General features: G+C 62.0%; 10 protein-coding genes and 1 pseudogene. 3 read left to right on the forward strand and 8 right to left on the reverse strand.

Translation table 11 applies throughout. The annotated features are described in order from the left end of the window. The 5 genes and pseudogenes from JWR98_RS12355 to JWR98_RS12375 all read right to left on the reverse strand — a co-directional run. Positions 1-206 (reverse strand): annotated as a pseudogene (locus tag JWR98_RS12355) (arabinose ABC transporter substrate-binding protein); the annotation flags it as partial. Positions 207-244: 38 nt separating this feature from the next. Further along, positions 245-1,108 (reverse strand): SMP-30/gluconolactonase/LRE family protein, encoded by an 864-nt coding sequence (locus JWR98_RS12360; RefSeq protein WP_205490161.1) that lies wholly within the window; start codon positions 1,106-1,108, stop codon positions 245-247. A 16-nt stretch (positions 1,109-1,124) separates the two neighbouring features. Next, a complete protein-coding gene (locus tag JWR98_RS12365) occupies positions 1,125-2,705 on the reverse strand; it encodes an aldehyde dehydrogenase (NADP(+)) (protein ID WP_205490162.1) in 1,581 nt (526 codons plus the stop codon). An 11-nt stretch (positions 2,706-2,716) separates the two neighbouring features. Further along, entirely contained in the window at positions 2,717-3,709 is a 993-nt protein-coding gene (gene araD1, locus JWR98_RS12370) for an AraD1 family protein (protein ID WP_078732753.1), read from the reverse strand. Between the two features lie 16 nt (positions 3,710-3,725). Next, positions 3,726-5,048: an MFS transporter gene (locus tag JWR98_RS12375; RefSeq protein WP_078732752.1), complete on the reverse strand. Its 1,323-nt coding sequence runs from the start codon at positions 5,046-5,048 to the stop codon at positions 3,726-3,728. A 191-nt stretch (positions 5,049-5,239) separates the two neighbouring features. On the opposite strand from JWR98_RS12375, the gene JWR98_RS12380 reads away from it, so the two are divergent. After that, positions 5,240-6,976 (forward strand): IlvD/Edd family dehydratase, encoded by a 1,737-nt coding sequence (locus JWR98_RS12380; protein WP_003173349.1) that lies wholly within the window; start codon positions 5,240-5,242, stop codon positions 6,974-6,976. A gap of 48 nt (positions 6,977-7,024) precedes the next feature. Then, positions 7,025-7,747 (forward strand): FadR/GntR family transcriptional regulator, encoded by a 723-nt coding sequence (locus JWR98_RS12385; protein WP_078732751.1) that lies wholly within the window; start codon positions 7,025-7,027, stop codon positions 7,745-7,747. A 20-nt stretch (positions 7,748-7,767) separates the two neighbouring features. Here JWR98_RS12385 and JWR98_RS12390 read toward each other — a convergent pair whose 3' ends face one another. Beyond that, positions 7,768-8,337: a hypothetical protein gene (locus tag JWR98_RS12390; RefSeq protein WP_078732750.1), complete on the reverse strand. Its 570-nt coding sequence runs from the start codon at positions 8,335-8,337 to the stop codon at positions 7,768-7,770. Between the two features lie 87 nt (positions 8,338-8,424). Between JWR98_RS12390 and JWR98_RS12395 the strand changes: the two genes are divergently transcribed. Next, positions 8,425-9,465, forward strand: coding sequence for a hypothetical protein (locus tag JWR98_RS12395; RefSeq protein ID WP_205490163.1), 1,041 nt, complete (start codon positions 8,425-8,427; stop codon positions 9,463-9,465). A gap of 139 nt (positions 9,466-9,604) precedes the next feature. Here the strand turns inward: JWR98_RS12395 and JWR98_RS12400 are convergent, their stop codons facing one another. Together JWR98_RS12400 and JWR98_RS12405 are read right to left on the reverse strand one after the other, a co-directional pair. Next, entirely contained in the window at positions 9,605-11,026 is a 1,422-nt protein-coding gene (locus JWR98_RS12400) for a hypothetical protein (RefSeq protein WP_205490164.1), read from the reverse strand. A gap of 146 nt (positions 11,027-11,172) precedes the next feature. Next, positions 11,173-13,308 carry a TonB-dependent siderophore receptor gene (locus JWR98_RS12405; protein ID WP_205490165.1) on the reverse strand — a complete coding sequence of 712 codons (2,136 nt, stop codon included), beginning with the start codon at positions 13,306-13,308 and terminating at the stop codon, positions 11,173-11,175. Between the last annotated feature and the right edge of the window lie 229 nt (positions 13,309-13,537).

Consider the following 13,537-nt stretch of genomic DNA (forward strand, 5'->3'; position numbering starts at 1 on the left):
GTTTTCTCACCGTCGGGCACAGCGATCTTGATGAGTTTGAAACCCTTGTCCTGGGCGGCTTTTTCGGCAAAGGCCCATTCGGTCTGGAACCACGGCTCCTCGGCCTGCTTGACCAGAAAACCGATCTTCACTTCTTCAGCGGATGCGAGGCTGCTGAGGCTGCTTAAAGCAACGGCGGCAGCAAGGACGCGTAGAGCCTTTTTCATGAACGACACCTCTTGTTGTTGTTTTTTGAATGTTGGGGTTAACCGGCAAAACGATGGCAAGGCTTGCCAGGTACATCGACTTCGATAGCCAGCACGGCACCGTCCAAAGGGTGATTCAAAGGACTGGCCGCGCTGGTGATAAACAGGGTGGTGAGGTCGGGCCCACCGAACACGCAACTGGTGGGGCGGCTGACCGGCAGTTCGATGATGCGATCCACCTCGCCCGCAGGCGACAGGCGCAGCAGGCAACTGCCGTCCCAGCGCGCGTTCCAGATAAAGCCCTGGGCGTCCATGGCCGAGCCGTCCGGGCCGCCGCGCGTGTGCGGCCCGAACCACACCCGTGGTGGTGCGAGCTGGCCATCGGCGTGGATCGAATACTGATAGAGCGTGCCGTCCAGGCTGTCACCAAAGTGCACCTGGCTGCCCTCCTCGTTCCACAGCAAGGTGTTGGGAATGCCCAGGCCTTGCAGCAACGGCGTGACCCGCGCATCGGCATTGATACGGAACAGGCCGCCGGAGCGCCGGGTAATCGGCAGGTCTTCACCCTGTTCGCCGATGTTGTTCTGCATGGTGCCCAGCCACAGGCGCCCCTGGGCATCGCAGCGTGCTTCATTGCCACGGTTGCCCGGTTGCGGGTCGGCCACGCACAGCAGGGTCAAGGCTTCGGTCGCCAGGTCCAGCCGATAGACGCCGCTGCTCAGGGTCACCAGTGCATCGCCGCTTTCACACGGGATAAACGCCGAGACATGCTCGGGCAACTGCCAGATGCGCAATTGCCCGCCCATCAGGCGCAGCGCCTGTTTACCTGCGATGTTGACCCAATACAGTGCCTGGGTCGGCACGTCCCAGAACGGCCCTTCGCCCAACTGTGCACGGTGTGCAGTGACCGCATTCCACGCCATGAAACCTCCGGATTCCTTAGAGCGACTCGCGCGACGGCGTGCCATCGACCAGGCGCTGGATACGCAACGGGTTGGCGTTTTTCAACGCATCGGGCAGCAGGCTGTCCGGGTAGTTCTGGAAGCACACCGGGCGCAGGAAACGGTCGATGGCCAGGGTGCCGACCGAGGTGCCACGGGCATCGGACGTCGCCGGGTACGGGCCGCCGTGCACCATCGAATCGCACACTTCGACGCCGGTCGGGTAGCCGTTGAGCAGGATGCGCCCGACTTTCTGTTCCAGCAGCGGCGTGAGTTCGGCGAACTGTTGAAAGTCCGCCGGCTCGCCAATGAGGGTCGCGGTGAGTTGACCGTGCAGGCCGTGCAAGGCGGCGCTGAGTTGGGCCTGGTCGGCGACTTCGACAAACACCGTTGTGGGACCGAACACTTCTTCCTGCAGGGCTTCATCGCCGTTGATCAGCAAGCTGGCGTCGGCCTTGAACAGTTGCGGCTGTGCTTGATTACCGGATTGCGCATTGCCCGCCAAGTGCTGGATGCCAGGGTGAGCCAAGAGTTTTTCCAGGCCCTTGCCGTAGCTGCTCAAGGTGCCAGCGTTGAGCATGGTCTGCGCCGGTTGCGCGCCAATCAGCTGCGCCACCTGTTGGGTGAACGCGGTGAATGCCGGCGAGGCGATGCCGATCACCAGGCCTGGGTTAGTGCAGAACTGACCGCAGCCTTGCACCACCGAAGCGGTCAGGTCGCGGGCGACGGTTTCGGCGCGGGCGTGCAGGGCCTGGGGCAACACGATCACCGGGTTGATGCTCGACATCTCGGCAAACACCGGGATCGGCTGCGGGCGGGCCGCCGCCATATCGCACAGGGCACGACCGCCTTTGAGCGAACCGGTAAAGCCCACTGCCTGGATCGCCGGGTGCTTGACCAGCGCCTCACCGACGCCGCCGCCGAAGATCATATTGAACACGCCGGCCGGCATCTCGGTGGCTTCTGCCGCGCGGATGATCGCATTGGCGACCTGCTCGGCCGTGGCCATATGGCCGCTGTGCGCCTTGAAGACTACCGGGCAACCGGCCGCCAGCGCAGCGGCGGTGTCGCCGCCGGCGGTGGAAAACGCCAGGGGGAAGTTGCTGGCCCCGAACACGGCGACCGGGCCGAGGCCGATGCGGTATTGGCGCAGGTCCGGGCGCGGCAGTGGCTGACGATCCGGCAGCGCCCTGTCGATACGCGCACCATAGAAATCACCGCGGCGCAGCACCGTGGCAAACAAACGCATCTGGCCACTGGTGCGCCCGCGCTCGCCTTTGATACGCGCGGCGGGCAGTGCGGTTTCGCGACACACCAGCTCGATGAAGGTGTCGCTCAGTGCATCCAGCTCATCGGCGATGGCGTCCAGGAACTGCGCGCGGCGCGCGGCACTCAGGGCACGATAGGCTGGATAAGCTTGCGCGGCGGCCAGGGCGGCGGCGTCGACTTCCTCTGGGGTGGCCTGGTAGAAATCCTGCGGCAAGGCCTCGCCGGTGGTGGCGTCGACGCTCTGCAGCTTGACGTTGCCGTTGGCGCTGCGCTGGCCGCCGATGAAATTGTGGCCGATAAACTGGGTCATGGGGCTCTCCTTTAAAGGGTGATGACGTTGCCGGGTTCGAATGCCGCATCAACGCTGCCGACACTGTTGACCAGCGGCGCGCCGAATTCGGCCTGGCTGATCTCGAACACATCGCCCGGTTGGGTACGTATACCGTCGGCAAATGACAGGGTAGCGGTGCCGAAGAAGTGGATGTGCACATCGCCCGGCTTGAGGAACTGGCTGTATTTGAAATGGTGGTATTCGAGGTTTTCCAGGCTGTGGCACATATTGGCCTCGCCGCTGAGGAATTCGTTCCGCCAGATTTCCTCGCCGTTGCGCAGGATACGGCTGGTGCCGGCCAGATGCTGGGGCAACTCGCCCACGCGCAGCTCCGGGCCGTAGCTGCAGCTGCGCAGCTTGGAATGGGCCAGGTACAGGTAGTTCTTGCGTTCCATCACGTGGTCGGAGAACTCGTTGCCCACCGCGAAGCCCAGGCGATAAGGCTTGCGGTCATGGCCGATCACATAGAGGCCGCCAATTTCCGGCTCTTCACCGGCGTCTTCGGCAAACGGCGGCACCGGGAACGCCTGGCCTGGGCGCACCACGATGCTGCCGTCGCCCTTGTAGAACCACTCCGGTTGCACACCGGCTTGGCCGGCGGCGGGTTTGCCGCCCTCCACGCCCCATTTGAAGATGCGCATGGTGTCAGTCATGGCGTTGTCGTCGCCGGCCTGCTGATGCATCTTGTCCCGCGCCGAGGCGCTGCCCAGATGCGTGAGGCCGGTGCCGCTGATCAGCATATGGGCCGGATCCGGGTGGTCCAGTGGCGGCAGGATTTTCTGCTCGGCCAGCAACGCCGCGTAGTCGTGAGTGTCGCCCAGGCCAAGGCTTTGCACCTGCTGCTGCAACTTGATGCCCGCCTCGATGGCGGCCAGCGCCAGTTCGCGCACGCTCTGCGCGCCCAGCACTTCGCGCAGTTGGCTGCCGTCTACGACGCCGACCCGACGCTCGCCATTATTGAGTTCAAACTGCACTAAACGCATGAAGGTTCTCCAAAATTTAAGTACGTGTGGCGCCACGGGCGCTGGCGGCGAACTGGTCGGCCGGCAGCACATGCTTGCGCTCGAGGACGCGATAGACCACGCCAGTCAGCACCAGCCCAAACACCATGACCGCGGACAGGAAGTACAGGCCCGAGGCCAGGTTGCCGGTGTATTCCTTGAGCGCACCGATCACGAACGGACCGATATAACCGCCGAGGTTGCCCACCGAGTTGATCAATGCAATACCCGCCGCCGCACTGGCGCCGGCAAAGAAACGCCCCGGCAAGGTCCAGAACACCGCCGTGCAGGAAAACAGCGCGAACGCCGCCAGGCACAGCGCCGCCATTTGCAGCACCGGCGCACTCAGCCAGGCGCTGCAGAACAGGCCGACGGCGCCCAGTACATAGAGCACGGCGAGGTGGCCGTAGCGGTCGTTCAAACGGTCGGAACTGCGCGGGATGATCAGCAAACCGATGATGCCGAAGATGTATGGCACGGCGGAGATGAAGCCGGTGGTGAGGTCGCTGCCGCCGAATTGCTTGATCAGGGTCGGCAGCCACAGGCCCAGGCCGTAGATGCTCAGGGTCACCGGCAGGTAGAACAGTGCCAGCAGCAACACGCGCTTGTCTTTGAGCGCATGCAACGGGTTGCCATGACGCGTCTGGCCGTAGGCTTGCAGGTCTTTGTCCAGCTCACCGGTCAACCAGGCTTTTTCGGCATCGGTCATCCACTTGACCTGCTTCGGACCATCCGGCAGGTAACGCAGCACCGGCCAGGTCAGCAGGATCGCCGGGGTCCCGATCACAATGAACAGCCACTGCCAGCCGTGCAGGCCGAGGATACCGTCCATGCCCAGCAGGCCACCGGACACGGGGCCGGTGATCATCATCGCGATAGGTTGGGAAAGGATAAACAGCCCGAGGATCTTGCCGCGATGGCGCACCGGGAACCATTGGGTGATGTAGTAGAGCACGCCCGGAAAGAACCCGGCTTCGGCTGCACCGAGCAGAAAGCGCATCACATAGAAACTGTGCGGCCCCTGCACAAAGGCCATGCCGATGGTGATGGCGCCCCAGGTGATCATGATGCGCGCGAACCAGCGCCGTGCGCCGAAGCGGTCGAGCATCAGGTTGCTGGGAATCTCGAACAGGAAGTAGCCAATGAAGAACAACCCCGCCCCCAGGCCATAGGCCGCATCCCCGATGCCGACGTCGGCGCCCATGTGCAGCTTGGCAAAGCCCACGGCGGAACGGTCCACGTAGGCAATCAAGTACAGCAGGATCAGGAAGGGAATCAGTTTCAGCGTGATGCGCCGGATAAGCCGCAATTCCTCGCTCATGGGGGTCGATCTCCGATTGTTGTTCTTATAGGAATCGGGGACGCCTCTCGCGGAAATCCGCCAGGGTCGTACCTCAGTTGAGATTGACTATATAGTAGTACTATTTGCGAAACAACACTTCCAAATGGAAGAATTTGCGCTTATGTTTAGCCGCAGAGAGAACATATAGTCATACAATAAGAGAATCGATCATGTCTGATAAAAAGCCCGGCCTACGCTCCGCCCAGTGGTTTGGTACCGCCGACAAGAACGGCTTCATGTACCGCAGCTGGATGAAGAACCAGGGCATCGCCGACCATCAGTTCCATGGCAAGCCGATCATCGGCATCTGCAACACCTGGTCGGAACTGACCCCGTGCAACGCGCATTTCCGCCAGATCGCCGAGCACGTCAAACGTGGCGTGATCGAGGCCGGCGGCTTCCCGGTGGAATTCCCGGTGTTCTCCAACGGCGAGTCCAACCTGCGCCCCACCGCCATGCTCACCCGTAACCTGGCGAGCATGGACGTGGAAGAAGCCATTCGCGGTAACCCGATCGATGGCGTGGTACTGCTGACCGGCTGCGACAAGACCACCCCGGCCCTGCTGATGGGCGCCGCCAGTTGCGACGTGCCGGCCATCGTGGTCACCGGCGGGCCGATGCTCAACGGCAAGCACAAGGGCCAGGACATCGGCTCGGGCACGGTGGTGTGGCAGCTCAGCGAACAAGTGAAGGCCGGCACCATTACCCTGGATGATTTCCTTGCGGCAGAGGGCGGCATGTCGCGCTCGGCGGGCACCTGCAACACCATGGGCACCGCGTCGACCATGGCCTGCATGGCCGAGGCGCTCGGCACCTCCCTGCCCCACAACGCAGCGATCCCGGCGGTGGACGCGCGCCGTTATGTACTGGCGCACATGTCCGGCATGCGCGCGGTAGAGATGGTGCGCGAAGACTTGAAGCTGTCGAAGATCCTCACCAAGGAGGCGTTTGAAAACGCGATTCGCGTGAACGCCGCCATCGGTGGTTCGACCAACGCCGTGATCCACTTGAAAGCCATCGCCGGCCGCATTGGCGTGGAATTGGACCTGGACGACTGGACCCGCATCGGCCGCGGCATGCCGACCATCGTCGACCTGCAACCGTCGGGGCGTTTTCTGATGGAAGAGTTCTACTACGCCGGCGGCCTGCCCGCCGTGCTGCGTCGCCTGGGTGAAGCCAACCTGATCCCGCACCCGAACGCCTTGACCGTCAACGGCAAGTCCCTGGGCGAGAACACCAAGGACTCGCCGATCTACGGCCAGGATGAAGTGATCCGCACCCTCGACAACCCGATCCGCGCCGACGGCGGCATTTGCGTGCTGCGTGGCAACCTCGCCCCGCTGGGCGCCGTGCTCAAACCGTCGGCGGCCAGCGCCGAGCTGATGCAGCATCGCGGCCGCGCGGTGGTGTTCGAGAACTTCGACATGTACAAGGCGCGCATCAACGATCCGGAACTGGACGTGGACGCCAACTCGATCCTGGTCATGAAAAACTGCGGGCCCAAGGGTTACCCAGGCATGGCCGAAGTCGGCAACATGGGCCTGCCGGCCAAGCTGCTGGCCCAGGGCGTGACCGATATGGTGCGCATCTCCGATGCGCGCATGAGCGGCACGGCCTATGGCACGGTGGTGTTGCACGTCGCACCGGAAGCCGCGGCGGGCGGACCATTGGCCGCGGTCAAGGAAGGTGACTGGATCGAACTGGACTGCGCCAACGGCCGCTTGCACCTGGACATCCCCGACGCAGAGCTGGCGGCGCGCATGGCTGACCTGGCGCCACCGGAGAAACTCATCGTCGGCGGCTACCGCCAGTTGTACATCGACCATGTGCTGCAGGCCGACCAGGGTTGCGACTTTGACTTCCTGGTTGGGTGCCGTGGGGCTGAAGTCCCGCGTCATTCCCACTAATTGGGATGCTATGATGCCGCGAATTTAAGCCAGAGCATCCCTGTCGTTATGGATCACCAGCCGCCCAAGCCGCGCAAGAGCATGCATGCCCAGATCGTTCAGGACTTGGGCATGCACATCGTTTCCGGTCGCTTCAAGCCCGAAGAAAGGCTGCCCATGGAGGCCACGCTCTGCGAGGAGTACAAGGTCAGCCGCTCGGTGTTGCGCGAAGCCACGCGTGTGCTCAGCGCCAAGGGCCTGGTGTATTCCAAGCCTCGGGTGGGTGCGGTGGTGCGGCCGCGCTTGAAGTGGCACTTGCTCGACCCGGACGTGTTGTCCTGGCTGATGCAATCCACGCCCCATAGCGAATTCTTCAATACCCTGGCCGGTGTGCGGCGCATCCTGGAACCGGAAATCGCCGCCATGGCGGCGACCACGGCGACCGATGAAGACATCGCCATCATCGAAAAAGCCTACGCCGGCATGGAAACCGCGAAGACCCACGAAGACCTGTTGCAGGCCGACCTGGACTTCCACCGCGCCATCGCCGACGCCACCCGCAACGATTTGCTCGCGTACATGTGCAACATGCTGTCGCTGCCGCTGCGCGAGTCGATCAACATCACCAACCGTCGCCCGGACATCCAGGGCCTGAGCCTGCCCCGGCACAAGGCGATCCTCACCGCGATCAAGAACCGCGATGCCCTGGGCGCGCGGCATGCATCGCTGGTGCAGTTGGATGACACGCGGGTGGCGTTGGATACGGTGATGAATGTGTTGACGCCGCTTTAACCTGTGTTGAGCTTCTACACTCAGTTCGGCGAACGCATCGACATCACGGCCGATTTGACCGGAAGCTCGGAATATTGCGGGTGCTGCTTGACGAAAGTTCGAACGGACTGTTCCTGGCGATCCACCACGCATATGGCAATGCTGGGGTAATCAACGGTGCACGTTCCCAGCGCCAGGATCCCACAGTTTTTCACGCCATAGATCGCTGCCGGGTGAGCCGCGAGCGGGCAACCATAGGTCATTTCACCCACATAATTGATTTGGCCATTGGTGACCGTAAAGCGCAGCGGTTTCGAGTAGGGCCCCATCACGCCACGACGCGAGCCAAGGTCACTGACTTCATACGTACCTCCCGGCAGCCATGCCGAGTAGTAGTCCTTGGGGCCCCAGCCATAGTCTTTGCCGGTATCCACGTTGTGAAAGCTCATCCAGGTTCCGTAGGGCCCACCCTCGATCAGCGCGCCCAGGACAAGACCTGCGTTTTCGGCGGAATAGACTTTTGAGTCCAATGCCATTTCAGGTGGCAATGCCGAGCAGGCACTCGTCAACGCCACGGCTCCAATCACAAACAACTGACCTATTTTGTGCATTCAATCCTCGGTCCATCGAAAAAAAAATCAACGTTGCCGGTATGATGCGGCATTTCTCAACATCGGCGTTAAGGATGACCCCCTTCCATGAATAATTTTTTTGCAGGCCGTGCGCTCGGCGCGACATGTTTCGCATTGGTGTTGAGCGGCTGCAGTGTGTCGGGCACTTATCCCGATGCCACCGAATCGGATGCCGCCAAGCTGAGGTTTGCCAGCGACATGAGCAGCGCCACGCTGAGCGTAATGGATGCGCAGCATTGCGACGGACAGACCACCGGCATCCTTAACAACCTGTTACTGGCCAACACCCGCAGGCGAGCGGACATGTCGATGCCGCCGGCTTCCGAAAAAATGCCTTACCTTGAAATTCGCTTGCCCGCCAATAAAGAGCTGCTTCTGCACCTCAATACCCAAGGCACAGGCTCGGTGTGTGGCATGGCTTTCACCCTCACCCCGCAAAACGGCGCGGAATACGAAGTGACGTTCACCGGCGCAGGCAGCCAGTGCGTGACGATGCTTAAACGCCTGCACTCAGTAAAGGGTCAGGTGGTGCGCTCACCGGTCCCGCTGATCAACAAAGGACTGCCCAGTTGCGTAGGTGCTAACGCGCTGTTCCCCGCACCACCGAAAGGCCTCCCGGCCACCCCGGAGCGTGACGTCCTGGCCGAGCAGATTATCGAGCCGAGCATCATTGCGGAAATGAAACCCCAGGCCAGCCCGCTGGATAACGGCATGCGCGATCACGCAACTGACCTGGTGGTCACCAAGCGCAGGGCCCAGATGAACCTCGATCTGCCGGACGCCTATTGGGCGCAGTATCGTCAGAGCGTCGCGAATTACCTGGTCCAGGCTCAGGGCGTAAAGGCCAAGGCGCTTGAACAATACAAGGCTGAATACCGTGCGCGGCTTTCGCGGCTGGACACGCCCACGCTGAAAACCCTGGTGCCCGATACTCCGGCAACCGACGTCACCCAGGCACTGGCCTTCAACGGCGCGATGCTGCAGTTCTACCGCAGGCTCAACGAATCGCTGGAAAAGGAAGCAATGGCCGACAACTGGGCACATCTGGCTGAATTGGACAAACGTTATGGCGTGTGTGAGCGCTATGCGCAGTGCTGGCAGAATTGATAACGGTCACGGGATGGTGAATGTGCTCACCCCGCTTTAAAGCCAGGTGGAGCCTCTCCCACATTTGGATCTTCACCTGGCTTGAATCCGTGGGCCTGCTCACAATAACGCCATCCGCCACGACCGTCACGCAAGCGCTTTAACGCAAGCCGTAGGCGTGCATACCGACATCGTAAAGTTTGCTTTGCTTGGCCCAGAACACGCGGTCGCCGGCGCCGTCGAAGCCGCGTATGCCGTGGTCACCGCCGTCCAGCGCCAGGCGTCTCCAGGACTGGCCCCAGTTCGTGGAATAAAACACCGCCCCGGACGAGATGTTTGCCTTGCCCCACCAGTACAGCCAGCGCGGCGGATGGTGTTCGCTGTAGGTGCTGATCATCAGGCTGTTGCGCCCCACCCACAGCTTCTGGGCCACGGTGCTGGCGGCCAACGGCGAGAATACATTGGGCACGTCGCCCAGGGGTTGCCAGGCCAGGGTGGTGGTGTTCATTTCAGCGACCACGGCCTGCCCATCCGGGCCGTGGTCGATCAGGCCGAGCACACGCCCCGCGCCATTGCTGGCAAGATCGGTGATGTACAGGTCGTCTTCACGCTGAGCAGCGCCCGCCTGCCATTTCCCGTCCACTCGCGTCAGTTCCACGCGCGTGGTGACGCTGACCCCGACATTGCCGCCCCTGTCATCGGGAGCGACGCCCCAGAAGCGCTGGGACACCCAGATATAGGCGCGTCGAGCATCCAGTTGCAGCACGTGGGTCACTTGATCGTTGGAATCGTGCCACTGCTTGATATCCGGACGTTTACCGCTCACGTATTCACCCCCTACCACCAGGGGGTGTGGCGTTGTGATTAACGTACTGTGCAGGCCGCCATCGGCGGAGTAATACACCCCGGTCGATACACTGCTGGACTCATCCTCTATCTCATCGGGAAAGCTCCAGGCCCAGACCTCGTCCTTGCTGTAAAAGTACGGATCGAGCAGCATCAGCGCGCCCCCTATCGCGGGGAATAACTCGTCGGCCAACAAGGTCCAGGTCTTGCCTTGGTCGTCACTGCTGAACACCACCTGGCCATCGGCCCCGTTGGGCCGCTTGAGGTCGGTGAGCAGCAAAACGCGCGCGCCATCGGCGCTGGCCACCAGGGATGCGGCGCCACTGAGCTGGGCCACTGGCTTGAATTGGCCGTCAGCCTGCAGGCGCGACACGATGGTGGTCTGGGGTTTGCTGCGCGAGAAATAGCTGAAATACGTGTTTTGCTCTTCCGGCGCCTTCGGGGTCTTGCCGTAGAGCTGCTCGGTCAGGTTGACCCGTTCGGCAGACGGTTCGAAGGTGTGATATTCATCGTCTACCAGCCCCACCAACCATGTGCCTTGGGCCGTCACGACCACGCCGGTGCCCGACTCGCCAAAATCACGTGGCGTCAGGCCCTGCAAGACGCCCACCTCCTGCTGATCCGGGCTGGCGCCGCCGATTTCCAGCTTGGGGCTGGCGATGATCCACATGTACCACAGCGCAGCGCCGACCAGCAGCGCGACGACCAGGCGGGTGATAAGGGTTGAACGAGGCATGGGATATCCATCTCCGGGGAAATGGGCACGTTTTTCTCACCTATTGGAGAAGAGGTAAACGCTTATTTAAGAGAACGCGGGGTTTTCTGCCGGTACTGTGAGGCGGCGTGCAATCACCCCGGATGACGCACGCCGCCAGGTAGCCATTACAGAGAGTACGAGATACCCACCTGCACCGTGCGCGGCGCGCCCGGATACGCGTAGATATTGCCGAAGGCGCCCTCTTCGTATTCACGATTGAACAGGTTCTTCACGTCCAGGTTCAGGCGTACCTGCTCGTTGACCTTGTAGTAGCTGAGCAGGTCGACGACGGTGTAGGCGTCCATCGAAAACGCCGTGTTGGCGGTCTGGCCCGCGCGCTGGTCGACGTATTTGCCGCCGGCACCCAGGCCCAGGCCCTTGAGGGCGCCGTCCTGGAATTCATACACGTTGAGCAGGCTGAAGCTGTTGCGCGGGATGTTCAGCAGGCGCGTGCCGGATCGGATCGAGTTGTCCTTGGTGACCTCGGCGTCCACGTAGGCATAGCCACCGATCACACGCCACTCGGGGGTGAGGTTGCCGGCCACGTTCAGGTCAAACCCTCGGCTGCGCACTTCACCCGCCGCGACGCTGAAGGTGTTGACCACCGGATCGGTGGTCAGCACGTTCTTTTTCTCGATCTGATAGATCGCCGCGTCGACGCTCAGTTGGCGATCCAGGGCTTCCCACTTGACCCCCATCTCGTAGGACTTGCCCTTCTCCGGCTCGAAGCCACCGCCTTCGCGGGCGGCACCGGTGTTCGGCTTGAACGAGCGTGCGGCATCGGCATAGACCGCGACGGTGTCGGTGAGGTCATAGATCACGCCCACGCGTGGGGTGACGGCGTTTTCTGCGGTCTGAAAAGGGCTGACGCCGGTCACATAACTTTCGTAGTCATGCTCAAACCGTTCGAAACGCGCGCCGGCCAGGACTTTCAAGCGTTCAGTCAGGGCCACCTGATCCTGCACGAACGCCGCGTAGGTCTTGAGATTTTCCTTGTCATGGGTCGGCGTGCGCGTCAGCGGTGGGCGCGCCTGACCGTAGACAGGGTTGAAGATATCGATCGGGTAAGTCCCCGCGGCTGCGCTGGAGCGCTGGATGATCGATTTGTAGTCGTAGTCTTCGTACTCGATGCCGGTCAGCAAGGTGTGCTCGAAACTGCCGGTCGAGAAATGCCCGGTCAGGTTGAGCTGGTAGTCTTTGTCGGTCCATTCCAGCTTGCGGTAGTTGAAGTTGCGTTGCAGCGTACGCCCATCGGCGCCCAGGCTTCCCGGGCCGTTGGCCTCGATGGCGTTGCCTGCCAGCGTCCCATCCAGCCACTGAAACCCACCGCCCAGTGTCCAGTTGTCGTTGAGCATATGCTCGAAACGCAACTGCGCCATGTTGTTGTCGTTGTGCAACTTGCCCGCGTCCTTGTCGCCCCAGAACGTATCGCGCGAAGGGGTGCCGCGCTGGTTGGGGAAGCGTGTCAGGCCGCGATCCAGCGGGTGGTTGTTGCGCATGAAGTCGCCTTCGAAGATCACCTTGGTCGCATCGGTGGCCTGCCAGGTAATCACCGGGGTCACGCCGTAGCGTTCGGTCTCGACATGGTCACGGAAGGTATCGCCGCCCTCGCCCACCACGTTGAGGCGATAGGCCAGGCGGCCTTCTTCATCCAGCGGGCCGGAGGCATCCAGGGTGCCACGCTTCATGCCCTGGTCATTCAACTGGCTGCCAAGGGTCACGGTCCGCTCGGCCAGCGGTTGCTTGGAGACCACGTTGAAGGTGCCGCCGGGATCGCCACGGCCATAGAGCATGGTCGCCGGGCCACGCAGCACTTCGAGGCGCTCGATGGTGTTGGCGTCCGGCATGTTCGGGTAGCCACGGTTGATCGGGAAACCGTTACGGTAGAACTCGCCGGTGGTAAAGCCACGCACGGTGAAGGTGGTGAGGCCCTGGCCGCCAAAGTTGTTGGCCCGGCCCACGCCGCCCGCGTAATCGAGGGCATCCTGCAGGCGGGTCGCGCCGATGTCCTCGACGACGTCCTTGGACACCACACTGATGGACTGCGGGGTTTCATGAATCGAGGTATCGGTGCGCGTCGCACTCGCTGAACGTGTGGCGTGATACCCCTTGACCGGCCCCTGCGCCGTCTCATCGTCCGCAGAGCCGGTCACAGTGGTCGCTTGCAATTCGAGACTGGCGTTATCGGTGGGGGCAACCTCTGCCCAGGTAAAGGGCGAAAACGCCTGGAGCACGCAGAGGGAAATCAGGGTACGACGCATGGATGTTGCACCTAGTGAAAAAGCCAGATGGGGCGGCAAACCTGCCAAGAATTCGCGGCGCATGGTATATCAACGCATTCTTGTTTGATATCTATTCTCATTCGTTATTTTTTGCGTATCCGCTTTGTATCAAAACCGGGCCGAAAAAAAGCCACTCGATTGAGTGGCTTGGAAACTGCTGGGCTTGCCTTAGCGAAACGCCGGGTTAGCCACTATCGGGAGCAAGCGC

Source organism: Pseudomonas lactucae (assembly GCF_016937615.1).
In the GTDB taxonomy this organism is placed as follows: Bacteria; Pseudomonadota; Gammaproteobacteria; order Pseudomonadales; family Pseudomonadaceae; genus Aquipseudomonas; species Aquipseudomonas lactucae.